Below are 23,318 nucleotides of genomic sequence, written 5' to 3' on the forward strand. Positions count from 1 at the left end.
GGTCTTTGCGGTACCGCGGTATTCTTCTTTGGAAAAACTCACGGCGTGTCATCGTCCATCCCCTCTGCGGCCTGAATGGCTGCTACCCAGTCGTCAACCAGTTCGCTCTTTCCGCCGCCGCTCATATTGCGCAGTTCGGCCAGCTGTTTGATGCACTGGGCTTTCTGCCGCTGTACATCGGTCAGGAGCTTGTTCAAGCGCTCTATGATGAGGTAGGACGCTTCCAGAGTGGAATTTGTCAGGGTTTCATTGCCCGGCAAACGCTCCCCGGCGGCTACTTTGGCATCAATGGCATCCACATAGGCCTGCAAATCATTCTTTTCCTTTTCAGTGTCACCATCCAGCCGCTTGAAATTCCTGCTTCTCTTGGATGTGGTCTGCGTCTGAACATAGGCTCCCTCTTTGGAATAGTGGGAGATACGCTCCAGCAGATAGCCCTCACGGGCGGTCAGCAGCTTCAGCTCGTTTATGAGCAGTTCTTCTGCATCCACATCTTCGTCACAGGCATCCAACAGCTGACGGTGTTCCTCTGTCCAGCTTCGGAACATCAGTTCAGACCAACCGCCATGCTTGACGGCGTTGCGGTTTCCCTTGGGCGCACCTGCTCCAACGGCATTGACATTACCCGGCGGCGCGCCCTGCTTTGGTCTTGTTTCAGGGTCAGGTGCGGCGGGTGCATCCTCTGGGTGCAGGGTGCGTTTTGCGGGTGCATCTGCACCCTGCGTCCAGTAGCGCTTGCGCCATGACTTTACTGTGTTGATAGACACGTCCAACTTCTTGGAAATCTCGGTGCAGGACAGACCTTTTTTATACAGGGTGTAGCCTTTATCCCGCTTGTCCATCTACATAGTCACCATCCTCCTTTGTTTGTTTCTGCTCAAACTGGCAGGCGGAACACAGAGCGCACGCTACACGATGCCGTCAGCGGCGGTCTGCATTTCTCGTGAAGAAATAGAAAAAAGGAGTATCCAACAGCGCCAGACAGGCTTTCAGAAGATACTGCCCGATGATAATACCGATAAGCTGCATCCGGCCCTCATGGGTATGCACCCAACCCAGACCGAAGCCGAAACTGATGACCGCATAGATCACCGTGTCCCAAATCTGGCTCGTGATGGTGCTGCCGTTATTCCAGAGCCAGCGGCCACCCTTGGTACTGCCATGCTTGGCAATGTAGCGGTCACGGATTGCATGGAACACGGCCACATCCCACGACTGGGAAACGAGGTATGCGGACAGACTGCCGATGACGAAAATCCAGTTCTGCCCCAGCAGGGTTTGATAAGCATTGTCCATGACGGCATCCGTCGCAGGAAAAACGCCGGTGATCATAATGCAGGCGGTGGCAAAAATCTGGCCGATGAAGCCATACTTCACCACGCGCTGGGCTGTTGCCTTGCCCCAAATCTCGCCGATGATGTCTGTGCAGAGAAATGTGACGGCGTAGGTGATGGCACCGCCGCTCAAGGCCAGCTCGATGGGGCCGATATGCAGGCCGGTTGTAATGGTGCGTGCGCCGGTCACGTTGGCAATGACAATGCTGATTGCAAACAACGTAATCAGGATCACCAAGTTCTCGTTTGTCTTTTTCATTTTTGCTCCTATTCTTGTGAGCCTGCGGCTCGTGTATATTTCTGTTTGCAGATGGTGGCGCACAGGCTGGCTCTCGCTCCATAGAGAAGCGTTTTATCTGTCAGCTCCAGCCCCCTGCCCTCTGTAATGGTCCTCACCGCGGATAGCCGCTGTTCTATGAGGTCTTTTCGGAACTGATTGATATGTGCCTTTTGGTTGCCATCATCGAACCAGCCATATTTGACCCCGGACAGCCAGCTGGTGCTGTCTGCGGAGGTACAGAAGCTGTTCTGTGCGATCATCTTCACATCGGTGCATCCCAAAAGGTGGATGTCGATCTCAGGTTTGCGGTTTTTGATGTAGTGGGTCAGATAGCGGGTGTCCTCCCGGAACGTCTTCGGCTTGATGATGCGCAGCTCCGGGATGCTCAGGGCTATGTAGTCGCTGAAATCTATCATGCTGTCCAGTCCCCGCATCCCATCCTCAAAATGGAATACGTTGATTTGGGGGTTATCCAGTAGCTTCTTCATCCGCTCCCGTAAGTACCACGCTTCCCTTACGCCCAGCACTTTCTGGCAGTCCAGCTCGACACAGGTACAGCGGAGATCATTCTGCTGCACGAATGCTATGAGCTTGTCCTGCCACTCGGTCAGGCTTTCCAACGTCTGTGTCTGCCCTTTCCCGGCACCAAACATCAGCGTGAACAGGCCGCTATCCTGTATCACATGGCGGTTGACTGTATCCTGCACACGGATCACATGGTCCGCCGGGAGCCGGAAATCATCATCCGGGCGACGCTTGAGAATGTACTTGTAACAGGAAAACAGCCGGTATTTGGTTTGTGCTGCCAGCAGGGCGGCGTAGAATATCTCTCCGCCGTCGCTCCCGGCAAAATGCACTTTGATGTTGTTATCGAACAACTCGCGCACCCCCAAACCCATCTTCAAGGACGGTGCAGGATGTGGAGTTTTCAAACTGGTTCAGGATTTCGGCGGCGATGTCCTCACAGGAGCGCCGCCCAAAATGACAAGCGCCATCCTCATCCCCATACTTGGAGAGAAGATAGCGCTTGATTGCATTCTGTTGGCTGATGATTTCTATTTCACGGTTTGCATTGTGAACTGGAAACTCTGCCGTAATAAAAAAGATATGACGGTGTGAGTTTTTGAGATATGCGAGTTCTCCATCAGCCTCCGGCCAGCAGTGAAAGCCCTCCATCTGAAGTGCGCATATCACATACTGTGTCATGCCGCATCCTCCAGACGGTACGCAAAGCCCATGTCCTTGAGAACGTCCACGAGGGTGGTTGCATCCTGTTCAGACAGATTAGGCACAATGACGGTCTTTTTCCCGCCGGGCTGGACTGCCTGCACCTCATTGGGTGTGGGTGCAGCGCTGGGGTGCATCTCTGCATCCTGTGCCGGGGCTTCCGGTGCAGGAACGGCAGCGGGTTCCTCGGCCTTGGGCTTTGCCTGAACCCCGGAATCAAAGAAATTATTGATATAGGGTTCAGAGCCGGGAAGCTCGTACTCATGGCCGCTCTCCGCAAAGGATGCAACCAGTGCGTCAACCTCATGCTGGTCGAAGCCTGTCACCTCAACATCGAAGCCGGCAGAAAGATCCTGCAGGACGGCAGACAGCTTTTCATTGTCCCACTGGCCGCTGATTTTGTTCAGCGCCAGATTCAGGGCCTTTTCATCCTCAAGGGACAGCTGCACCACACTGACATCCACTTCCACCGCGCCGGTCGCCGCCAGCACTTTCAAGCGCTGGTGGCCACCAATCACGTTGCCAGTCTTCTCATTCCAGATGATAGGCTCAACACAGCCGTACTTTTCGATTGACCGGGCAATCTTCTGATATTCCGGGTCGCCGGGCTGCAAATCCTTTCTCGGATTGTAGGGTGCTGCATTGAGCAGGCTGATAGGTACTTTTCTGATTTCCATGAATTGCTCCTTATGATGACCTGCTTCCAGACAGCCCCGGCGGCGAACCGGGGATGACTGGAAGCACGATTTCCCGCGCAAAGGAGCAACGCGGGGCGGAAAAATCCTCCTTTCCATAAAAATGGCGGCGCACATCAGATGATCTGCACCGCCCGGCTTTGTTTAGGATTTTGTAGCATAATAATACCATGCCTTGCGCCTTGCGTCATCAGAAAGCATTGGAAAGCATTCGTACCGATTGGAAGTCATTAGAACCCATCAGAAACCATTGGAAGTCATCTGACAAACTACGCTTTCCACCCGTGGCAGGCAAGCAAAAGAAAAAGCCGCTGAATCAGCATTTTCATACTGAGACAGCGGCCTTTTGAATTTAATTCAGGCTATCTTTTTGAGGTAATTATATGCCATCTTGCACACTCCGGCTTCGGTATAGTACCTTCCGAGTGTTCCTGCAATCTCTGCCCATGAGCGGCACCGCACGAAACGGAGCCTGAAAATCAGGCGCATCCGTGGGTCTGAAATCGACACACAGAATTCTTCTATTGCTGGAAGTACCCTTTCGGCTTCGGCTTCAAGCTCTTTGATGCCGGCATCCAAGTCTGCCAGGTCTGCGGCCAGATCACCAACCTTATCACGAACACCGGGAGTATGGGGCATTCCTGACAGTGACGGGGATGCTGGTCCCATCTTCTGGCACATGTTCTCGTAGATTTCTTTGTCCTCATCAATCTGCTTTCGAAGCGTTAAGTATCTGGACAGCTCTTGCACCGTCATACCTGACCTCCAGTAATATGTGCGCGGCCTCCAATTTGTAGAGGTGCTACCTAATTATTTTAGCACATTTTACGGCAAAAATACAGGTCTTGCGGTCGGATTATTTACGAATGAACGGGCAATCCACGCCCAGCCAGATAGGCGGCTGTCCATTGCCGATCACCGAGAACCACAGCCGCCCGGTCAGCAGGAGCTTGATGCGCTCCCATAATGTAAGATGCCAGCAGGAGATCACCTGTCCCTCTCCCCGGAAAGCTGGAAGAGCTTCGCACTTGTCTTCCATGCCCTCCGGCGGATTATAGGTGATGTTCTGCTCACGGAATGGAATAGGAGTCATGCGCTTTCCTTTCTGGCGCGGATCGTCACGCCCTTGGGGGTGATCGTCACGACCGCATTCAGCGCCCGCGCCGCATCCACCATCGTGTCCATCCGAGGATTTCCGTAGAGTTCCCTGTAGCCCATCAGGTTCCGTGCAGTATGCGGGGACAGCCCTGACTTCCGGCTAAACTCGCTGAGGGTCATCCCCCGGAGCTTGCGAATCTCATTCAGTGTCATCATCGGCCCTCCTAAGCGCCACGCTTTCTTCTTTCAGCCAGTCCTTGATGCAGTGGAAGCAATGTTCTCTGCTCCGGCAACGGCTCGTCTGCTTCCGCTGGACGAATTCACAGAGCAGCTGGGTGAAGTTTTCCCGGATGTCTGCATCCGACATCGAGCGGATAAAGTCACCGTTGGTCATTTCTACGGTTCCTCCATCAGCTCCATCAGCCGTTCTTTGGCGCGGGTCAGCACATCGATTTGCCGCCGGGCTTTCTTCTGTGCTGCCGGCATGGCCGCTTTCAGCGCCGGGGAGATTGCATTGAATACAGCCCCCGCATACCCCGGCATATTGGCGGTGCGCTCTGCATCGGAGATCAGCTCCTGCAAATCAGTGAGGAGCTGGACATCTTTTTGAAAATTTGACATCAGGCATCCCCCTTTATACATTCTGAAAGCGGTTGAAGCACTGGACGTTGTTGCAGAAGCGCTCTGTCCCAATAATTTTCAGCGGCTTACCGCAGTATGCGCAAAAGGTCGGACTCAGCTTCACGCTTATCGACCGCGGCGTTTCGGGTTCACTTTTCGTCCCACCATGCTGCATCAGGTTGATGCCGCACATGATGGAGCCGGGTTCAACTGCTTCCCAGCAGTACGCCCTCGCCTTGCATATAGAACAATCTCTCATATTGCCATCACCCCACTTAAATCAGGAATGCAGGGATGAGAAGAAACCAGAGGTATCTTCCATCCCTTGTCACATAAACAGAAATGGAGATTGCAACGCACACAGCAATCCACTTTATGACATCGGTAATCTGAATCCACTTCATTCCGAACACTCCCTTTCCTCCACATAGCACCAACTCTGCGGCGCTTCATACAGGATGCAGCCATTGACTGCACAGGTGGGCGGCTCCATATAGTTGCCAGACGGTTGATAGTTCTCGCAGTCTGCATTGCCGCAAACGCCAGTCCCGTTCATGCCACAGAAACCGTGCCGGGAGAAATCCTCCAGCTTGAGCGGCTCCTCGTAGAGCTTCAGCTGAGAGATCTGCCAGCCATATACCGGCTCACCCTGCGCATACTTTACGATTTCATCAAGGGTCAGGCAGCTTTCGTACAGCGCCGGGAAACGCTTGATGCTGATGCCCTTGCCGATCGGCCTGAACACATCAAAGCCGTTGCAGACGAACTCGCCGAAAACAAGGCCGCTACCACGACCGCCATCCATGGTCTCATAGATATAAACCTTGAACGGCACTTCCAGCTTCGGGCAGGTCTTGCGGACCTCAACCGTCTTACGCCCCCGCCGGATCAGGTCACACCACTTGGGCTTGATGCTGATAAGGACAGCTTTCACTTTTCGTTCTCCTCTCTGCACGCTTTTCTGCATGCTTCACACTTCTTGTAGGGTTCTTCGAGCCAGCAGTTGAATAACAGGCACTTGGGTTTTCTGTATTCCGGCGGTGCCTTATTTCCGTGTGTCTGGGTACGAAGTGCGTGGTACTTGCACACTTCTTCTCCCCAAAAGTCCCCACCGAAACTGCATTTTCCATATTCCGGTGACACTTCATGCGAAACTGTGATGGTTTTTTCTTTCATTGCTTTTCTTTCTCCGGCGGCTCCAGCAGCGGCACCCACAAGTGTCATTGCTTCCGCCCTCATTCATGGTACATACGCTTGTTGCGGTCCCACTTCATCGTGACCGGGTTGCCGCACTTGCAGGGCACCGTGATTTCGGGGTCTTCCAGATTTGTGCGGCCGCGGGCTTCAAAGTCACAGCAGGGGCAGGTGAACTCATACCGTGTCAGGTTGTCCAGCTGAACTTCCCCGCCGCAACGGCAGGTCACACTGGCGCTGGGTTCCCGCAGGAACCGGCCAAACACATCCCCGCATTTCGGGCAGCGCAGGCGCAGGACACCGTAGGCCGTGCCTTTGGGGATTTCTTTCCGCTGAACACGCTTAGGCTCTGCCCCCGCAGGGGTGCTTGCCTTTGCCTTTTCCGGGATGCCGCCGGTCAGCGCACAGGCGGCAGCATTGGTGCTGACCTCCCGCAATGCCCGGCTCAGGTCAGATTTGATGCTGTGGATCTCCGCCGCATCAGGTGCGGCCTTGAGTTCCTCGTGACGCAGGCAAAAAGTAATCAGGCTCAGCTTCACAGCGCTCTGCTCCAGACGCTCCAGTGCAGAAACAGGGATAGCCCCCATAGTTTTCTCATTCATCGTTTTCAGTCCTTTCTTCATTTTTCTTGCAGTCCTGAACAGCATTGCAAGGTTCATCACAGGCTTTGCAGCACTTATCACAGTTCGGGTGTGCCGCCTTGCAGTAGTCACAATCCGACCACTTCTTTTCATCAGAGCCGTACTCCCGGAAAATCTTGTGGGTGCCGTCCCTCAATGCCTGCTCATCGTCGCTGATCTCATACCCCAGCGCCGTCAGCATTTCATAGGTGGCATCCAGTGTCGGATTTTCCCGATAAGAGTACACATATTTCTGGCGCTCAACATTCCAGTCCTTACTCCAGTAACCGCAATAGCTGCTGTCCATCGAAGAATAGGCAAGCGCCAGCAGCACCTTTTCCGGCATCGTACCGTAGACCCCATCTTCATCCAGAATTTTGTACCAGTCCTTGCCGGAACTGTCCACAAATTCCTGCGACAGCTCCACACCGAGGATGTTTCCAATCAGCGTCAGGTCTAAATCAAAATTATCGTCTGCGGCGCAGGCCATGTAGCAGGCAATAGCCGGGAAGCCCTTTTTGCAATCGGTAGGAGTCAGCTCCACTACGAATTCACGGCGGAGATTGAACATAAGTTCCGTGATGTTGTGGAAGCTCTCCATAATCATGCGTTCTTCCTCACGGGCGGCATCCCTCTTTGCCTTTTCGGCATCCTCGGCTTCTACATCGCGGGTCTTGTAAAGGTCAATCTGGATGTCACCCACCTTGTAAAAATACTGGACATGATCTGCATCTTCCGGCACAACAACATCTTTTGTGATATTCCACTTGCTGTACCCGGTAACGTGTTCATGGGTCTGATAATTAACACTCGGGTCCTCAACCGCAAATTTCTTGAGTTCTGCAATCCATTCAGCTTTGCGGTGTTCCCACTTCTGCTTTTCCAGAATGTCCTGCATCACCCGGCGGAAGTTCTGAGTACCAAGAGCTTCCAGCGCCTTATTTTTGCCCTCGACGCTCTCAATCTTGTCCAGCTCTGCATAGTCCGAAAGCGTGGCACCGCGAAGTTCTGCCCGGCGGAACGCATCCCGGTCAAGAGAAAGGAGCTTCACCCGGCGGCGGATGGTTGACTGGGAAAAGCCGGACTTGGATGCCACCTGCTCCACCGTGTCGCCCAGATCCAGCATCAGCTGGAAGCCCTGCGCCTGCTCATAGGTAGTCAGGTCGGTACGCTGCATATTCTCAATCATCATGGTTTGCAGCTGTTCCCTTTCGTCCATTTCCACGACCACGCAGGGCACTTCAAACAATCCTGCCTGTTGTGCGGCCGCGGCCCGGCGATGCCCGATGATGATGGTGTAGTCATCGCTGGACCACACAGCCTTGGGTGTCCATGCTGCCGCTGCTGCTGCGGCATCCCCGCCCTCGTCAACGCACTTCGCAATGTACTCCCGGCTGTTGAGGTAGTGGCCGGGGATAACGGTCAGGTTCTGGAAGATGCCGTTCTCTTTGATGCTGGCGGCAAGTTCCGTCAAATCCCCCAGTTCCTTGCGGGGGTTGTCAGGGTGCGGATGCAGTCTCCTGCACGCAATGTTCGTGATCTCTGCCATGATTTATTTTCCTCCATGGTTTCAGAAAAATGTGAGCTGCCCGGTCTTGGTCTCACACAACGGCGGTGCAGCATCATCCTTTTTGTGTTCCGGCTCTGCTTGCTCGGTCTGGCGGCAGACAGGCTTCATCAGAAGTTCTATCTGCGCCCACTGGCGGCGCAGAAACCAAATGTCCGTAGAAAAGAACGGTGTGTACCAAATCCTGCTTTGCGGCCCCGCCGGGAGCAGCCCACGGCGATCATACGCGGTGCTTGGTTCTGTAATGGTGTTCCCGATGACTACATATCCAGCACAGCCTAAAAAACTGAGCTGGATGTAGCACATCAGTCCTGCAATCAGGTCAATATCCTGCGCCACAAAAAGCACCTTGTCGTGGTAGCAGATATTTTTTCTCCTGCACAGGTTGGCAAAAGCAATCAGCAGTGCGCCCGCACCGCAGGCCGGGTCCGAAACCGAAAAGAATCCGGCATTCTCTGCCGCCGGGTCGCTTCCCCCGGAGATTTCCACCATGCACCTACAAACGTCATACGGGGTGAAGAATTGCCCGGATGCATCGTTGCCCAGCTCACAGAGCATGTACAGCTCTCCCAAAAAATCTTGGTCGGGGTTCTGCTCCATTCCCATGATGACCTCGGCCAGCAATTCAGCAAATTTATTTTGCTCGGCATCGCTGTACTTGGAAATGATGGTCTGATAGGTTTTGGTGCGCTCTGGAGCATTCTGTTTGTCGGTGGCATTGGAAATCTCAATGGCGGTCACCATCACGAAGTCCTGCCAGACCTGCCACCGATTGAACCGGCCGCACAGACTGTTGAAGATTTTCAGGAATGCTTTTTGGTGGTCGTCCCGGATGTTTCGCACTGCCGTTGCCTTTGCCATCGGTTATTCCTCCGTATCGTCATCAGCGGAGTCCTCGGCCGGTTCATCGTCGGTGTCGTCCTGCGGGGTCTCCTGCTTGGTGTCCTGCTGGGAATCCCTCTGAGAATTGGAATCCGGCACATCAGGCACCGGCACGCCGAAATTGCGGAGTTTGCCGTTCTCCATCAGGTCACGGAAGAAGAACTGCTGCCAGAAAGAGATCATCTTCAGCAGGATGTTCTCAATCTTGGTGCGGAGAACCTTGTCGATGCTGAACGTACCCTTGACCTTGGTCTTCAGCTCGCTGTTCTCAAAGTACCAGCACATAGAAGAATCCTGACTGCAATAGCCGGTTTCTTCCACATTGCCCAGCATATCCATCTGGGTGGCAACGTCATTGATGGGGGTGATCACCAGCGTGATGGGATAGCGGTCCTTGAAGAAGCGGAACGTAAAGTTGTGCTCATCGCACAGGCCCTGCAGCTTTTTCTTCTGGGCCTCGTAGTTGGAAATTTCGCTCATGGTATGTACTCCTTTCAGCAATCAGATGAAATTTTGTAATCGTTGTTGTGGTTTTCGATGGCGGTCAGGCCGACGGCGTATGCCGCCCAGATGTCCGCCTTGAAGCCATAAAAGAAATCTGGGTTTTTGCTGGTGCCTTTTCCGTTTTTCAAATCGTGGGTTGCAAAACGGTCAATCAGCGCCCGCCGGATGGCCGGGTCATTTGCCCGGCTGTCATGGCAAATGTGCCGTTTTTCTTCGATGCGGCAGAGAAGCCGCGGCTTCTGCGCCATCTGGATGGACAATGCTTCATAGAAACGCCCAATCCAGAGGACGGTATCAAAAACTTCCCTGCCCACGGCCATGCCGTAGGAAGCCACCATTTCAATGACCGCCCACTGCCAGCCCTGTTCATTGGCAAAAACCAGTTTGTTTCGCAATTCTTCGTTATCGACCTTGCCGAACTCCAGCGGCTTCAAGGTGTTGCAGTCAATAACGCAGTAGGCACTCTGCCTGTTGCCCGGATCAATGGCAATAATCGGGCATTTTTCACTCATAAATACGACCTCCCAAATTCCTGAATAAACCGGGCTTCCGGCCAGCCATAGTGTTCCATAGCCTTTTTCTGCGCCCAGCGCTTCAGCCGAAGATCAGCATCATGGTTGTTGTGGATGGCGGTCGGGCCGTTCTGATGGCACCACGGGCAAAGCGTCACCCACAGGCCCAGACGCTTGCTCTTTGCCCGGTAGGCGCTCCCGAAGTACACCTCATGCCGTGCTGTGCCATACCGCCCGCAGATCAGGCAGACCGGCTTATCATGCAGGATGCTGGGTGCATAGCCGTTGGAATCCAGCTTTTCGCCGTACTCATTCAGCGGCATCCGTCTCACCTCCCGTCACAATCCAGACCTTGTGAGAACCCCAGCCCGACCACGAAATCGCTTCCGCATGGGTGCCAACGGCCACATCTAAGGCATTTTCCTTGATGAGTGAGCCGGTATCCTGAACCACCCTCATCCCTACGCCCTCAATCAGAATGACCGTGCCATAGGGAAAGATGCTGGTGTCAGCGGCCACCGTCACGCCCGGCTGAACCTTGGCACCGCTGGATGTGATGCCCTGCCCCTCCCCGCAGATATGCGGGTATTCCTCGGAGCAGTAGGCTGTGCAATGAAACTCCCCTGCGTATGTAAGGGCAATGCTCTGATCTGCGGCAAGCGTGTCCGTGAGCTGCTCAACCTCGGTCTGCATCTGCTCAATGGTTTCCTTGCGCTCCACGGCCTTGTTCATCCAGTTTTCTTTCTGGCTGGCGTAAATGTCCCGCTCCATGGTGAGTTCGTCTACCCGGCGGGTATAGACCGCGCTGGCAAGGGCGCTGCCGGTAAAAAGGCTGACTGCACAGGCCAGCGACACGATAGAACGAAGCTGCATTTCAACCTCCAATCTGAGCTTTTGCCCCGCTGGGCAGTGCCGGGGGCATCCGATCCGCATCCTTGGCAGCATCCACTGCCTTGACAAAACCGGGCTTGACGTACTGCAAGAGATCCGCATTGGAGCGGTCAAGGGCATCCACCAGCCCCGCCGGGGAGCCAGCCCATTCCCGCACAGCGGCAGGCAAGGCACCGAAGATGCTCCTGTTCTCTGCCCGGAAGTCCTCTGCGGTCAGCTTCCCGGTGGCCGTCACCAGTCCGCCGTGGGTGGCATAGTACTGGTTCCGCTCAATCTTCCGGGCGGCAACGATGGCCTGCGTCCACAGGTCGTTTGCTGTAGGCTGACCGGCGCTCTGCAACTTGCGGATTTCTGCGCACCAGTCAACCAACAGCTGGTTCTGATACCGGCACACCGTCAGCGCTTTTGTCAAAGCCGCCGCGGCCACATCATCCGGGATGTCTTTGAGCGCGGCGGCGTAAATCTGCGACCGCGCCGTGCGCTCATCGGTAGAAAGCGGCCGGCCGAAGTAGTTTTCAATCAGTGCCAGCGCATTCTTCAAACATTCAACTGTCATCCTAAACCTCCGAAAATTGCATCATAATCATCCTTGGCGGAGGGCTTTTGCTGTTGACCCGCCGGGGGATTGCGCCGCTCATCACGGGACTGCACATCGCCAATGGTTTTCACGCCCTCATTTTTCCATGCTTTCAGGATGCCGTTGACGTAGTTCCACTTGCGAATCCCGGCCAGTGCAGCCTTTTTGATAGCCAGCAGGATGAGGTCATCCGTGAAGATTTCCCGCCAGCCCATCAGGGCATCACTCGCCGCCGGGGGGAAGCTGCCAATGTTGTCCTCGAAAGAGCGGATAATCTCAGACAGCCCAGCATCAACAGCCGTACTACCGTTATCTCTTACTCTTTCTCTGTTCTCTATCTCTTTATCTTTCTCTATCTCTTTCTCTGTAGGGACATTTTCCCCACCATCACTGGACACATTGTGTCCACTTGTGTGTCCAGTGTCGTGTCCCTCTTGTAGCTCCTTGTTCGCAGCATTACTACGAATTCTGCGATTTTTCGCCGCCCAGTCGGTTTCACTGCCAATCATGTTCTGATAATCAGAGATTGACAGTGTTCCGTCCGGGTTTTCAAAAATCAAGCCGATTTGTTTATAAACAGTCAGAGCCAGACGGACGGTTGACAGAGGGAACCATTTGCATTCCCTCTGAATCTTTTCGGCATCGTAGGGAATGAGCATTTCTCCGATTTTGGAAACCAAACAACCGTTTGTATTGATGGTCTTGAGACACAGCATTTGATAGAGAACAACATAGTTGGCACCGTCTGGCTGGCTCATAAGATAGTCAATTTCATCCGATGACATGAAACTATCTTTGAGCTTTATCCAGTAATACCGTTTACCAGTTGCCATCAATGAACCTCCTTAGAACGGCAGATCATCGGCATCGTCCAGAACCGAGAAATCATCGTCACTGCCCTGAGAAAAGCTCTGGCTGACCTGAACATTGCCGGGATGATCGGCCGCCCCCTGCCACTGCTGGCGCTGGCTCTGGGTGGCGAAGCCCATCTGCTGGGGCTGCGGCTGCTGGTTCCGATAGGTTGCCGGTGGCGGGTTCGTCCCGCCATCATCCACGGTCCCCTGCTGGTTGTCCTGCTTCGGCCCGGCAAAATAGATGTTGTCCACCACGAACTCAATCGCCGTGCGGTTGTTGCCGTTCTTATCCTCATACTGCCGCGTCTGGCAGCGGGAATGAACCACAGCGGCGCTCCCCTTGCGGAAGTACTTGCTGACGAACTCCGCCGTCTTGCCCCATGCGGTAAAGGTGAGCCAGTCCGTAGGGCGGTGGCCGTTGGCATCAACCATGTCCCGGTCAACCGCCATGCGGAAACTTGCCACCTGCTTTCCCGTCTGGGTGGTCCGCAGTTCAGGATCAGCGGCGAACCGCCCCTGAAAATCACAGCTGTTCAGCATCGGGCATCACCTCAGGTACTTTCATCGGCATCACCGGGCGCTGCGTAGGGGGTGCGGGAAAACGGTCAGGGTGCAGAATCCGCATCAGGTCTGCAACATAGGTGCCGGTATCATAGGCCACTTCCTCGCTGCACTTGGTGTAGATCAAGTGCAGTTCCAGCCGCATCTGAAGAAATTCCTGATACTGTTCCAGAGGGATAGAAACCATTTCCATTGTGATTGTCCTTTCCGGTCATTTCGACCATTCTTCTTTGTAACGAGCCAGTTGTTCCGGGGTATCCGTCTGGATGCCCAGTTCCTTGGCTTCTTCGATTGCACCGTCCACAAGATGAGCAAATTCCTTTGAATCCATCTTGTGGCTTTCCTTGTAGACAAAATAGCAGGAGTAGTCTTTTCCGTTTTCCTGCCGGGTTTCATAGAGCCGGACATAAGGGTAAAAGTCGCTGGGATCTACGGTCGGCGGGAGTTTCAGGCCAACAGGCTTGCCGTCCTTGTCGCGGGCAAGCGCTCCATACGAAACCACGAGCCGCCGCTTCACGGCATCCTCGCTCTCGCCGGTTTCTGCAGAAATCTTGTTGCACAGAACGTGGAAATACGCATTTGCCGACAGGCTGCGCTTTTCCCTGTGCTTTTTGATTTCTACGTCCAGAACCGGCTCCTGATGGAGCTTGTCCCAGATTTCACAGAAGTCGCCGTTGATTTCCAGCGTGACCCGCTGTTTCCCGCCGAGGGTAAAAGCCATGTCCACCAGCCGTCCGGTCATGTGGCATCCTCCTTGTCCTGATGGCAGTGCATATAGATATAGGCGCTGTTCTGCCCCATGTTGGCATATAACCAGTCATTGATCTTGGAAAGGCTCATGTGGTTGTGCAGCACGCCCAGCTCGTAAATGTACTCACCGTTCAGCTTTTTCTCTGCAATTTTGGCTTGGATTTCCGCGTCATCGTAGTTAGCTTCCACCATGTACAGGTCATAGTTCGGAGCCGTGATGCCGTTCAAATTGTTCATATCTGTGCAGTAAAACAGCTTCCCTGATGGGAGCCAGACTTTCCAAGCGCAATTCGGAACATTGTGCTTGACCATATCGGGCCTGACGTTGCAGATGCCGTATCCATACATGTGCCCCGGCTCCAGAACATCAATCTGCGAGACCGGCACCCCTGCATCCACCAGCGGCTTGCACAGCCATGCACAGCACGCAAAACGGAGCGTGGGGCGGTTTTCTGCCAAAAGCCGGAGCGTTGTCGGCTGGAAGTGGTCACTGTGAATGTGAGTGAGCAGAACCAGCTTCAACGCCCGGTATACTTTTGACAGTGCCTTGAAAGACACGCCGCAGTCAATCAGGATTTTTTGGTCAATCACCACCGCATTGCCTTTACTGCCAGTTGCGATGATGTTGTAGTCGATCATAACGAGCTGAGGTCAACCACCGGCTCGGCGGTCGTGGGTTCACTCTGAGCAATGTCCACATGGGGCAATGCCTGCCCATCGCCCACCTCAGGCTTCCCGGTATGCAGTTCCGGCTGTTCGGATGCACCAGGCATCGGTTCCGGCTCGGTGATGATCTCGTTGTTGTCGGACACTGTTGCCACGGCGTTGTCGCTCTCCATGGCTTTCGTCATTTCGATGCTCATAACGCCCCAGCGGGAAATAAGCTGGCGAAGCAGGGTCTTTTTGGCCATGTCATCAAAGTTTTTGTACCAGAACGAGGAGTACTTCCACATCTCGCTTTCCGGGACTTTGCCAGCCATCAGGTCTTCGTAGTTCTTACGGCTGAAAGCCTTGGAATAGGTATCGGCATGGGTCATCATTTTCTCTTTCGACCAATACAACACCTTGCGGAAGCCGTTGAGGTACTCAAAGTAGGCCATATACCCGACCGTGGGCAACGCGTCACGCTGATCGTCATCCTCGACGAACTGGAATTTGGCTTTTCCGGTTTCCGGGTCTTTGCCGAGGTACTCGCCCTGCTTGATGACCATAACATCCAGATCCTTGTACTGGCCGCTGCGTAAGGCCAGCTGGATGTAGCCCTTATAGCCCAGAACAAACTGTGCCGTGACACTCTCCGGGCGGATCAGCCTGTTGTTGCGGTCATACTTGGCTTTCTGCTTGAAAGGCACGAGGTAGTACTGCCCCAGCTGAGGGGACGGGCTGAGGTTCAGGCTTTCACCCAGCAGGGCACCGGCCAGAATCGTGCCGGCATCGCATTCCTGCAGGGCGGGGTTGACGGCCACCGCCGAGGTAATGCTGGCCGTGAACCGGCGGGCGCGGGCCGGGTCGCGCAGAGTGTTGGAGATCAAGGACTGATAGCCCTTGGTGGTGATTGCCACGGAGAACTTGGGCTTCTGCTGTACCTGCATCTGATTATAAGTTGCCATATTCAATACCTTCCTTTTCCAGATAATGCTTCAAACCGATCAGCTGGGCTTTGGTGCCTTTCGCATAAAAGCGGGTCATCAGGATAGGCTCAGCCGCCGGGGTGGACTGAAGTTCAGGCTGGGGTTCCGGCTGAGTGCCGGCTTCCGGCAGTTCGGACGGCTCCTGTACCGGGGCGGGCAATTCAACCGCCGAAGCCGCCACAACAGCGGCGCGGGCTTTTTCGGCAGCGGCTTCCCGTTCGGCCTGCCGGGCGCGGCGCTCTTCTTCCCGCCGACGCTGTTCCTCCAGCGCCTTGTGCCGGTCACCCACAGTCTTGATGGCGTTGGGCAAATCCAAATTGCTGCGGTACTCCACCATGATCTCGGCGGCGTTGTCCATGCCCTCAATTGCGGCCACGTCGGCCACAATGCCGTCCACGAATGCCTTTGCCTGCTTTTTCAAAGAGGTCAGGCTGTCGCTCATGTTGACTTTCGGGCGGTAGGTCAGATTATCCAGCCAATCAATGTCGGCGGCTTCCACCAGTTCGCCGTAGTAGTCCATGAGCGCTTCCGTCTTCTGAGCCACAATGCCAGAGGTCACATCCGCGATTTTCTGCTTCAGTTCGGCATCTGCCTGCTGGAACGGTGCCGTCACGCACTCCCGGTAGACCTGCTCAAAGGCATTGTAGGGTTCAAGGATTTTGCTCTTGATGGCCGTGCGCTGGGCTTCGTACTCCTTGAATTCCTTGGTAAGCTGGGCGCGGGCATCTTTGACGCTCTTATAGGTTTCTTCGGTGCAGATCAGCGAGGTGGCTTCGGCGGTGCGCCGCTCAATTTCGGCCTTTACGCTGTGAAGCCGCTCGACAATGATAGGCAACTGCTGAAGTTCAATGACCTGCAATGCGGTATCCTGTGCCATATCGCACTCTCCTTTCAATTTTTGAATACTTCATAATGGCCGGTGGTCTTGTTCATCAGAACCCAGCCGCCGGCATCCGGGCTGTCCTGAATGAAAAGGTACTGCCTGGAATCCCAGCCATGTGCAGAAAGGGCTTCTTTCTGCTTGCGGGTCAGCCTTTTGGGCCGGGCATTCATGTGTCTGCCACTCATACGATGCTCACCTCCTCATTCCAGCGCTTCAGCAACGAGGGCTGCATGGTGATGATCTTATAGCCGGTGGCTTCCAGCTCAGTGCTGCGGTCGTAGCTCTGCACGTCCTGCGCGTGCCGTGTGACAGCGTTTGCCAGACCATAGAGGGAAAGGTCACCGCCCGCGATAAGATGTCCCAGAATGCCCTCGCTCTCGTTCTGGCGGATGTTGAACTCCTTGGCCGCAAGCTCAACCACCTTGGGAGCCGCCGCCGGGAGAATGGGTGCTTCCTTGGCATCCCGGAGTTTCTGCACCAGCGCATTGAACCGGGCTTCATCGACCGCCGCCCGGACGGTGTCCTCAATCTTCATCAGGAATGCCCGGTCGTCGGCTTCGATGGTCTCATCCCGGAAAATCCCGAAATCGCCATCCACGCTTTCATTGATGCGGCCAACATGGCGCTTGCCAACACCCACATCCGCCACCATGCCATTGGTACAGACAAGACGGTAAATCAGAGGCTTCACGGAAACGCTGCCCATGCCGACCTCAGAATTGGAAATCAGGATGCCGGCCTGAACGATGTCCCCCGGCACTACTTCGGTCTGGATGCGCTCATTGACAACCTTGATGTACATGCGGGTATCGGTCAGTTCACAGCTTTCAATGCGGGCTCCCTGCATTTCAGAGATAATCGGCAGGACCGTCTGTGCAACCTCGTAGTTGTCGATACGGCGGTAGCGGTCGGAGAGGATGGCGCGGGCGGTACCATCAAGGGTGCGAACCATGCGGCGGGTGTCCGGGGACTGCTGGAACCAGCCATTGACGTTTGCCATCAGCAAGCCGGGGTTCTCTGCCCGCATCCGCTCGTAGTAGGGAGCCGGGATCTTCAACTGCAATCCCAGCTGACGGTGGGCATTTTCGTTCAGCTGGAACGGGGTGTTGCCGATCACGAGGTCAAAGTTCTCGTTGACGGCGGTCATCTGCATAGCGCCCGCCGTGGCAACGTAGTCCTTTTTGACCTTGGCCTGCCGGTCAAGTTCAATCGCCAGCTCCTGCAAACTTCTTCCGTACTTCATTGAAATCTCCTTTTCTTTCAGAAAAATAACCGGGACAAGCCCGAAATCACATAAACTTGCGGATCAGGTCACCTACCGCAGTATCACGGAGAACACGGCCGAGCCATGCTCCAAAAACATCGAACACGCCCTTGCTATCCAACCAGATCAGCAGCGCCGCCCCAAAAGCGGTCAGCCAGAACTGGAACAACGGGACACGAGCCGCCGCCTGATCGGGGGTGAGGTGGTACATGAACATCAGCAATTCCTGCATCTTTACTCCTCCCCGCCGCAATAGATCTTCTCGGCCTGTTCAACGCTGATGTCATCGAATGCCCAGTGCAGTTCATGCAGCACCTTTTCGATGGTCTTTTCGTCAAGCCCGGCTCTCTGCATAGCCAGCAGGCAGTATCCGGTACAGGCCGCGTTGCTCCATGCGCCATTCAGCGCAAGTGCTTCAAACAAAGAAATCTGTTCCTCGTGGGTCATAGCTACAAACTTTCTCTTGTACTTGATTTCCAGCCGGAAATAAGTTACACTAAAAAACGATGATGCAGCCTTTCCTTGAAGCGGTTCGGCGCATCGCACCTTTCGGCATCGTCCTGCTGCAACGGGACGGTGCCTTTTTATTTGTCAAATCGGACCCGGATTGCCATGCGAAACGGCCCTATGCTTTTCCGAAGTCCTTTTTGTGCTCATTCCTGTGTGTGTAGATTCGTAAGCCTGCACTCCTGCCCACGGCACAAGCCGCGTTCTCTCGCCGACACTAACGAGTTCTCCAAACTCTCCGGCAGCCATCTTGTTGCGAATCGTGGCGCATGATACCCCGTACCGCTCTGCAAGCTCTTTTGCAGTGTACAGTTCTTTGTGTCCTGCGCTCAGGCGCTCAGTTAATTTATCAGCCAGAATGTCAAGCAGTCTATCAACCATTTCGTCCACCAAATTCACCTCCCCCACTTGTTGATGTGGCATCTTCAAAATCAAATCGTCCGCCGGGAGCGCTCAAACGCTTTGATGTCTTCAGCGCTGACCCTGTACTCCTTTCCGATTTTGATTGCACCGAGCTTCTTCTTACGAATCCACTCCCATACGGTAATGATCTGAACACCGTACCGTTCTGCTACATCCTTGCAGGTATACAGTTCCCCCATGAACGTCCTCCTTTCTTTGTATAGATTTATAGTTGTGTTTTGTTTGGTTTTGTGATATGATAATAGTGCAAATCAAACAAATCACAAAACCACCTGTCCATATCACACAAAGCAGTTTTGTTTGTTGTGTGTTTTGTGTGGTATGGCTATACTATACCACGCATTTTGTTTGGTGTCAACGGCACTTTGCGTGTTTTGTGTGGTTTTGTCTTTTATGCACAAAATCAGGCGGTGTAGTATGGATATATTGTTAGAAAGAATCATTGAGTGCATCGGGCCGCGGCACGGTGCCAAGAAAGAACTTGCGGAGCATCTTGGAATTCACCCCAATGTCATCACAAACTGGCTGAATGGACGTAACAAGTCCTATCGACGCTATGTGAATGAAATCGCTGCTTTTTACGGTGTTTCTGTTGATTATCTTTTAGGGAATGCCGATTCAAAAGAAAAACAGCCCGACTCTCAAAATGAGAATCAGGCTGTCAAAGATGAACTGATTGCCTTTTACGGGGATGTAAAGGATGATCTTACCCCCGATGATATTGACGATCTTATGGTCGCTATGCGCGCAAAGGCCGAACGGAACAAAAAAAAGAAATCAGGTGTGTAATGCATGAACACAGCCGTTTGCTGTATGTATGATGATCTGGAAGCTTTGAACGTAGACGTTGTGGATGTTAAACTCAAAAACAATTTCGCAATCGCGTTCTTTGACAATTTCCTTGTCATTGATCGCAGCAAATGCAAAACCGCCGCACAGGAACGCACTGTGCTGGCACATGAAGCAGGGCATTACATGAGCGGCGCTTTTTACCGCGCCTATAGTCCCTTTGAGGTAAAAGAACAGGCAGAGCATCGGGCATTTGCTGCTTCTGTCGAAAAGTATCTCCCTGTTAACGAAATTCTGAATTGCTACAAGATGGGCATGACAGAAAATTGGGAGATTGCCGAGTATTTCAACCTTGAAGAAGAATTTGTTGAAAAAGCAGTACATTATTGGACTGATTGCAAAGGCATAGATTTTAATTGCTTATAAACGAAAAAACGCCCCCGGTGCTACCAACACCGAGAGCGTTCAAATAGATTGGCTTACTCAAAAAGAGCAGTCACAACCGACACTGTGATTATACCTCTTTTGGGTAGGCTTGTCAAAGTGTACCTAAAGGAGGTTTATTTTATTATGGCAAGACTCAAAAAAAGAAAAGATGGCCGCTATCAACGCAAGGTGACATTGTCCAACGGAAAACAGAAATTTGTATACGGCAAAACGATTGCTGAAGTCAATGCCGCTGCAAATGCACTAATGAACCAAGATACCGCCGGGCTTGAAGTTGGAGATCACACATTGGTGGGCGAGTGGGCAAAAATTTGGTTGAAAAACTATAAATCCGATTTACGGGCCGCTACCATCAAAATGTACCGGGATAGCTATAATCTCCACATCATGGAACAGATCGGATACATGGAACTCCGAAACGTAAAACCAGTTCACATCCGACAGGTTATGGCCAGCGTTGCATCCAGATCGGAAAGCCTGCAACGTAAAGTTCTTCTGACTATGCGCCAGCTTTTTGAGGAAGCACGTTTGAATCATCTGATTATTGATAATCCTACTGAGGGTATCAAAATCACCCCTCACGCTAAAGCGGAAAAGAAAAAGGCTCTGCTTCCCGATGAGGTCGATATTCTGATGAGTGTAGTCGTAGAACCACGCGCCCGCGTATTCTGCGCCCTCTGTCTGTACTGCGGGCTTCGCAAGGAAGAAGCGCTTGGGTTGCAATGGTCGGACATTCAAAGCAACTCTCTGACCGTCCGGCGTGCTATGACCTTTCTGAACAATCAGCAAGATCCCGTAGATGATCTCAAAACAAAAGCTGCGCACAGGGTCATTCCTATCCCGGACAAGCTCAGAGCCATCTTGCTTGATACACCACACTTGAGCCGATATATTGTCCCTGCCTCCAATGGCGGGGATATGACCCGCTCCGCATTCACCCGAATGTGGAATTCTCACGTTGTTTCCCTTGTGCCTTTTCCTCTGCATCCCCACATGCTGCGGCATACCTACGCAACGACACTTTATCGTGCAAGGGTAGACTTACGCACGGCACAAAAACTAATGGGACACAGCAGCATTCAGGTCACCGCCGATATTTATACTCATCTGGAACAAGAGGATTCACTCCATGTTGCCGATAAACTCAACGAGTATCTTTCCGGCAAATCTGAGAACTCCGTGAAAAGTAGTCAAAAAGTAGTCAAGCTCGCCATCTGATACAAAAAAAGAAGCCACACAGCACGTTTTTCAACGCTACTGTGTGGCTTTTCTGGTGCACCTCCAGGGACTCGAACCCTGGGCCCACTGATTAAGAGTCAGTTGCTCTACCAACTGAGCTAGAGGTGCATATTGTCGAGATGCGGTTTCAAACATCCCGACATTTGAGTCGGCGACTACCTATTTTCACGCGCCGTTTCCAGCGAACTATCTTGGGCACGAGTGAGCTTAACTTCTGTGTTCGGAATGGGAACAGGTGGAACCTCACCGTCATCGTCACCGACCAATATGACTGGCTCAGTATAACATTTCTGTTCTACTTTGTCCAGTGTTTCTTGAAGGACGTGCCTTCAAAACTGAATAATCACTGCTTACATTTTGTCATTGACTTGAGAATTCAAGCGAATTGTGGTCAAGCCCTCGATCTATTAGTACACACTTGCTGAATGGATCACTCCACTTACACATCGTGCCTATCAACCTCGTAGTCTACAAGGGATCTTACCTGATTGAATCAGTGGGATATCTTATCTTTGGGTCGGCTTCACGCTTAGATGCTTTCAGCGTTTATCCGATCCGTACGTAGTTGCCCAGCTATGCTCCTGGCGGAACAACTGGTGCGCCAGAGGTACGTCCGTCCCGGTCCTCTCGTACTAGGGACAGCTCCCATCAAATATCCTGCGCCCACGACAGATAGGGACCGAACTGTCTCACGACGTTCTGAACCCAGCTCGCGTACCGCTTTAATTGGCGAACAGCCAAACCCTTGGGACCGAATACAGCCCCAGGATGCGATGAGCCGACATCGAGGTGCCAAACCTCCCCGTCGATGTGGACTCTTGGGGGAGATCAGCCTGTTATCCCCAGGGTAACTTTTATCCGTTGAGCGATGGCATTTCCACTCACATACCACCGGATCACTAACTCCAACTTTCGTTACTGCTCGACCCGTCAGTCTCGCAGTTAGGCTCGCTTCTGCGTTTGCACTCTTTTGCTTGATTTCCGTTCAAGCTGAGCGAACCTTTGAACGCCTCCGTTACTCTTTAGGAGGCGACCGCCCCAGTCAAACTGCCCACCTAACAATGTCCCCCGACTCGATTCAGAGCCGCAGGTTAGAATTCCAATATCGCAAGGATGGTATCCCAACGGCCTCTCCGCCAAAGCCAAAGCCTTGGTTTCCCAGAGTCCCATCTATCCTGTGCATGCAACATCGAAACCCAATATTAGGCTACAGTAAAGCTCCATGGGGTCTTTCCGTCTTGTCGCGGGTAACCGGCATCTTCACCGGTACTACAATTTCGCCGGGCGGGCTGTTGAGACAGTGCCCAAATCATTACGCCTTTCATGCGGGTCAGAACTTACCTGACAAGGAATTTCGCTACCTTAGGACCGTTATAGTTACGGCCGCCGTTCACTGGGGCTTCGATTCAATGCTTGCACATCTCCTCTTAACCTTCCAGCACCGGGCAGGCGTCAGCTCGTATACGTCATCTTTCGATTTAGCACAAACCTGTGTTTTTGGTAAACAGTTGCTTGGGCCGATTCTCTGCGGCTCCATCTCTGGAGCACCCCTTCTCCCGAAGTTACGGGGTCAATTTGCCGAGTTCCTTAACAACCCTTCTCCCGTTGGCCTTAGAATCTTCTTCCTACCTACCTGTGTCGGTTTGCGGTACGGGCACCTCAGAAATACACACAGCTTTTCTCGCCATCTTCCATCTCAGACTTCGGTACTAATTTCCCTCGATCTCTACCGGAACCAACACCCGGCTCTGAGACTTCATATGTGTCCCTGTGCTTAACTCTTTTGGTGGTGACGGAATCTCTACCGTCTGTGCATCGGCTACGCCTTCCGGCCTCACCTTAGCTCCCGACTAACCTGGAGCGGACGAACCTTCCTCCAGAAACCTGAGGCTTTCGGCCATGCAGATTCTCACTGCATTCGCGCTACTCATTCCGGCATTCTCACTTCTATACACTCCACAGCCGCTT

General features: G+C 53.3%; 36 protein-coding genes, 1 tRNA gene and 2 rRNA genes. 3 read left to right on the forward strand and 36 right to left on the reverse strand.

The genetic code is table 11. The features are described from left to right. Nucleotides 1-38: 38 nt before the first annotated feature. The 33 genes from J3353_RS07525 to J3353_RS07685 all read right to left on the reverse strand — a co-directional run bounded on the left by J3353_RS07525 (nucleotide 39) and on the right by J3353_RS07685 (nucleotide 19,054). Complete coding sequence (locus J3353_RS07525) at nucleotides 39-842, reverse strand: helix-turn-helix domain-containing protein (protein ID WP_207684545.1); 804 nt, start codon at nucleotides 840-842, stop codon at nucleotides 39-41. A gap of 79 nt (nucleotides 843-921) precedes the next feature. After that, complete coding sequence (locus tag J3353_RS07530; RefSeq protein WP_112122001.1) at nucleotides 922-1,593, reverse strand: queuosine precursor transporter; 672 nt, start codon at nucleotides 1,591-1,593, stop codon at nucleotides 922-924. A gap of 8 nt (nucleotides 1,594-1,601) precedes the next feature. After that, a complete protein-coding gene (locus tag J3353_RS07535; RefSeq protein WP_207684546.1) occupies nucleotides 1,602-2,492 on the reverse strand; it encodes a hypothetical protein in 891 nt (296 codons plus the stop codon). Beyond that, on the reverse strand, nucleotides 2,482-2,820 hold the full coding sequence (locus J3353_RS07540; protein WP_207684547.1) for a hypothetical protein: 339 nt from the start codon (nucleotides 2,818-2,820) through the stop codon (nucleotides 2,482-2,484). Before J3353_RS07540 ends, J3353_RS07535 begins: the two co-directional genes overlap by 11 nt. Then, nucleotides 2,817-3,518 carry a ParB N-terminal domain-containing protein gene (locus tag J3353_RS07545; protein ID WP_207684548.1) on the reverse strand — a complete coding sequence of 234 codons (702 nt, stop codon included), beginning with the start codon at nucleotides 3,516-3,518 and terminating at the stop codon, nucleotides 2,817-2,819. Before J3353_RS07545 ends, J3353_RS07540 begins: the two co-directional genes overlap by 4 nt. Before the next feature lie 375 nt (nucleotides 3,519-3,893). Continuing rightward, nucleotides 3,894-4,292: a hypothetical protein gene (locus J3353_RS07550; protein WP_112121997.1), complete on the reverse strand. Its 399-nt coding sequence runs from the start codon at nucleotides 4,290-4,292 to the stop codon at nucleotides 3,894-3,896. Nucleotides 4,293-4,392: 100 nt separating this feature from the next. Beyond that, nucleotides 4,393-4,629 (reverse strand): hypothetical protein, encoded by a 237-nt coding sequence (locus tag J3353_RS07555; protein ID WP_112121996.1) that lies wholly within the window; start codon nucleotides 4,627-4,629, stop codon nucleotides 4,393-4,395. After that, nucleotides 4,626-4,850 carry a helix-turn-helix transcriptional regulator gene (locus J3353_RS07560; protein WP_207684549.1) on the reverse strand — a complete coding sequence of 75 codons (225 nt, stop codon included), beginning with the start codon at nucleotides 4,848-4,850 and terminating at the stop codon, nucleotides 4,626-4,628. The genes J3353_RS07555 and J3353_RS07560 overlap by 4 nt, the downstream gene beginning before the upstream one ends. After that, complete coding sequence (locus tag J3353_RS07565) at nucleotides 4,834-5,028, reverse strand: hypothetical protein (protein WP_207684550.1); 195 nt, start codon at nucleotides 5,026-5,028, stop codon at nucleotides 4,834-4,836. Before J3353_RS07565 ends, J3353_RS07560 begins: the two co-directional genes overlap by 17 nt. A gap of 2 nt (nucleotides 5,029-5,030) precedes the next feature. Further along, nucleotides 5,031-5,255, reverse strand: coding sequence for a hypothetical protein (locus J3353_RS07570; protein ID WP_207684551.1), 225 nt, complete (start codon nucleotides 5,253-5,255; stop codon nucleotides 5,031-5,033). A 400-nt stretch (nucleotides 5,256-5,655) separates the two neighbouring features. Next, the gene (locus J3353_RS07575; protein WP_207684552.1) at nucleotides 5,656-6,189 is read right to left on the reverse strand and encodes a hypothetical protein; all 534 of its coding nucleotides are present in this window, start codon (nucleotides 6,187-6,189) and stop codon (nucleotides 5,656-5,658) included. Continuing rightward, a complete protein-coding gene (locus J3353_RS07580) occupies nucleotides 6,186-6,479 on the reverse strand; it encodes a hypothetical protein (RefSeq protein ID WP_207684553.1) in 294 nt (97 codons plus the stop codon). Before J3353_RS07580 ends, J3353_RS07575 begins: the two co-directional genes overlap by 4 nt. An 11-nt stretch (nucleotides 6,480-6,490) precedes the next feature. After that, a complete protein-coding gene (locus tag J3353_RS07585) occupies nucleotides 6,491-7,051 on the reverse strand; it encodes a hypothetical protein (protein WP_207684554.1) in 561 nt (186 codons plus the stop codon). Further along, nucleotides 7,044-8,618 (reverse strand): ParB/RepB/Spo0J family partition protein, encoded by a 1,575-nt coding sequence (locus J3353_RS07590; RefSeq protein WP_207684556.1) that lies wholly within the window; start codon nucleotides 8,616-8,618, stop codon nucleotides 7,044-7,046. The genes J3353_RS07585 and J3353_RS07590 overlap by 8 nt, the downstream gene beginning before the upstream one ends. 21 nt (nucleotides 8,619-8,639) lie before the next feature. Next, complete coding sequence (locus J3353_RS07595) at nucleotides 8,640-9,497, reverse strand: N-6 DNA methylase (protein ID WP_207684557.1); 858 nt, start codon at nucleotides 9,495-9,497, stop codon at nucleotides 8,640-8,642. Between the two features lie 3 nt (nucleotides 9,498-9,500). Then, a complete protein-coding gene (locus tag J3353_RS07600; protein WP_207684559.1) occupies nucleotides 9,501-9,998 on the reverse strand; it encodes a hypothetical protein in 498 nt (165 codons plus the stop codon). 14 nt (nucleotides 9,999-10,012) lie between these two features. Then, entirely contained in the window at nucleotides 10,013-10,534 is a 522-nt protein-coding gene (locus tag J3353_RS07605) for a hypothetical protein (protein ID WP_207684560.1), read from the reverse strand. Next, a complete protein-coding gene (locus J3353_RS07610; RefSeq protein WP_207684562.1) occupies nucleotides 10,531-10,857 on the reverse strand; it encodes a hypothetical protein in 327 nt (108 codons plus the stop codon). The genes J3353_RS07605 and J3353_RS07610 overlap by 4 nt, the downstream gene beginning before the upstream one ends. Further along, complete coding sequence (locus J3353_RS07615; RefSeq protein WP_112121984.1) at nucleotides 10,844-11,407, reverse strand: 3D domain-containing protein; 564 nt, start codon at nucleotides 11,405-11,407, stop codon at nucleotides 10,844-10,846. The genes J3353_RS07610 and J3353_RS07615 overlap by 14 nt, the downstream gene beginning before the upstream one ends. A 1-nt stretch (nucleotide 11,408) precedes the next feature. Further along, nucleotides 11,409-11,981, reverse strand: coding sequence for a hypothetical protein (locus tag J3353_RS07620; protein ID WP_207684563.1), 573 nt, complete (start codon nucleotides 11,979-11,981; stop codon nucleotides 11,409-11,411). Then, nucleotides 11,978-12,835: a DnaD domain protein gene (locus J3353_RS07625; RefSeq protein WP_207684564.1), complete on the reverse strand. Its 858-nt coding sequence runs from the start codon at nucleotides 12,833-12,835 to the stop codon at nucleotides 11,978-11,980. Before J3353_RS07625 ends, J3353_RS07620 begins: the two co-directional genes overlap by 4 nt. A gap of 12 nt (nucleotides 12,836-12,847) precedes the next feature. After that, nucleotides 12,848-13,396 (reverse strand): single-stranded DNA-binding protein, encoded by a 549-nt coding sequence (locus J3353_RS07630; RefSeq protein WP_207684565.1) that lies wholly within the window; start codon nucleotides 13,394-13,396, stop codon nucleotides 12,848-12,850. After that, nucleotides 13,380-13,610, reverse strand: coding sequence for a hypothetical protein (locus J3353_RS07635; RefSeq protein ID WP_207684566.1), 231 nt, complete (start codon nucleotides 13,608-13,610; stop codon nucleotides 13,380-13,382). The genes J3353_RS07630 and J3353_RS07635 overlap by 17 nt, the downstream gene beginning before the upstream one ends. 18 nt (nucleotides 13,611-13,628) lie before the next feature. Further along, nucleotides 13,629-14,159, reverse strand: a complete 531-nt coding sequence (locus J3353_RS07640; RefSeq protein ID WP_207684567.1) for a hypothetical protein — start codon at nucleotides 14,157-14,159, stop codon at nucleotides 13,629-13,631. Then, entirely contained in the window at nucleotides 14,156-14,806 is a 651-nt protein-coding gene (locus tag J3353_RS07645) for an MBL fold metallo-hydrolase (RefSeq protein WP_207684568.1), read from the reverse strand. The genes J3353_RS07640 and J3353_RS07645 overlap by 4 nt, the downstream gene beginning before the upstream one ends. Then, the gene (locus J3353_RS07650) at nucleotides 14,803-15,777 is read right to left on the reverse strand and encodes a recombinase RecT (protein ID WP_207684569.1); all 975 of its coding nucleotides are present in this window, start codon (nucleotides 15,775-15,777) and stop codon (nucleotides 14,803-14,805) included. The genes J3353_RS07645 and J3353_RS07650 overlap by 4 nt, the downstream gene beginning before the upstream one ends. Next, nucleotides 15,764-16,675 carry a DUF1351 domain-containing protein gene (locus J3353_RS07655; RefSeq protein WP_207684570.1) on the reverse strand — a complete coding sequence of 304 codons (912 nt, stop codon included), beginning with the start codon at nucleotides 16,673-16,675 and terminating at the stop codon, nucleotides 15,764-15,766. The genes J3353_RS07650 and J3353_RS07655 overlap by 14 nt, the downstream gene beginning before the upstream one ends. A gap of 14 nt (nucleotides 16,676-16,689) precedes the next feature. After that, the gene (locus J3353_RS07660) at nucleotides 16,690-16,866 is read right to left on the reverse strand and encodes a hypothetical protein (protein ID WP_207684571.1); all 177 of its coding nucleotides are present in this window, start codon (nucleotides 16,864-16,866) and stop codon (nucleotides 16,690-16,692) included. Beyond that, a complete protein-coding gene (locus J3353_RS07665; protein ID WP_207684572.1) occupies nucleotides 16,863-17,924 on the reverse strand; it encodes a DUF932 domain-containing protein in 1,062 nt (353 codons plus the stop codon). The genes J3353_RS07660 and J3353_RS07665 overlap by 4 nt, the downstream gene beginning before the upstream one ends. A gap of 46 nt (nucleotides 17,925-17,970) precedes the next feature. Continuing rightward, complete coding sequence (locus J3353_RS07670) at nucleotides 17,971-18,177, reverse strand: hypothetical protein (protein WP_207684573.1); 207 nt, start codon at nucleotides 18,175-18,177, stop codon at nucleotides 17,971-17,973. A 2-nt stretch (nucleotides 18,178-18,179) separates the two neighbouring features. After that, the gene (locus tag J3353_RS07675; protein WP_242700896.1) at nucleotides 18,180-18,368 is read right to left on the reverse strand and encodes a hypothetical protein; all 189 of its coding nucleotides are present in this window, start codon (nucleotides 18,366-18,368) and stop codon (nucleotides 18,180-18,182) included. Between the two features lie 168 nt (nucleotides 18,369-18,536). Beyond that, entirely contained in the window at nucleotides 18,537-18,842 is a 306-nt protein-coding gene (locus tag J3353_RS07680) for an AlpA family transcriptional regulator (RefSeq protein ID WP_207684575.1), read from the reverse strand. 41 nt (nucleotides 18,843-18,883) lie between these two features. Then, on the reverse strand, nucleotides 18,884-19,054 hold the full coding sequence (locus J3353_RS07685; protein WP_112121971.1) for a helix-turn-helix domain-containing protein: 171 nt from the start codon (nucleotides 19,052-19,054) through the stop codon (nucleotides 18,884-18,886). Nucleotides 19,055-19,292: 238 nt separating this feature from the next. Here J3353_RS07685 and J3353_RS07690 point away from each other — a divergent pair, with 238 nt between their 5' ends. The 3 genes from J3353_RS07690 to J3353_RS07700 all read left to right on the forward strand — a co-directional run bounded on the left by J3353_RS07690 (nucleotide 19,293) and on the right by J3353_RS07700 (nucleotide 21,329). Continuing rightward, complete coding sequence (locus tag J3353_RS07690; protein ID WP_181573330.1) at nucleotides 19,293-19,664, forward strand: helix-turn-helix domain-containing protein; 372 nt, start codon at nucleotides 19,293-19,295, stop codon at nucleotides 19,662-19,664. Between the two features lie 3 nt (nucleotides 19,665-19,667). Beyond that, nucleotides 19,668-20,090, forward strand: a complete 423-nt coding sequence (locus J3353_RS07695; protein ID WP_207684576.1) for an ImmA/IrrE family metallo-endopeptidase — start codon at nucleotides 19,668-19,670, stop codon at nucleotides 20,088-20,090. A gap of 144 nt (nucleotides 20,091-20,234) precedes the next feature. Then, on the forward strand, nucleotides 20,235-21,329 hold the full coding sequence (locus J3353_RS07700) for a site-specific integrase (protein WP_207684577.1): 1,095 nt from the start codon (nucleotides 20,235-20,237) through the stop codon (nucleotides 21,327-21,329). A gap of 53 nt (nucleotides 21,330-21,382) precedes the next feature. On the opposite strand, the gene J3353_RS07705 is transcribed toward J3353_RS07700, so the two are convergent. From J3353_RS07705 to J3353_RS07715, 3 genes are all read right to left on the reverse strand, one after another. After that, nucleotides 21,383-21,458: transfer RNA gene (locus J3353_RS07705), tRNA-Lys, on the reverse strand. A gap of 38 nt (nucleotides 21,459-21,496) precedes the next feature. Beyond that, nucleotides 21,497-21,613, reverse strand: a 5S ribosomal RNA gene (gene rrf, locus J3353_RS07710). Nucleotides 21,614-21,737: 124 nt separating this feature from the next. After that, nucleotides 21,738-23,318, reverse strand: a 23S ribosomal RNA gene (locus J3353_RS07715); the annotation flags it as partial.

This window comes from Faecalibacterium sp. Marseille-Q4137 (assembly GCF_017377535.1).
In the GTDB taxonomy this organism is placed as follows: Bacteria; Bacillota; Clostridia; order Oscillospirales; family Ruminococcaceae; genus Faecalibacterium; species Faecalibacterium duncaniae.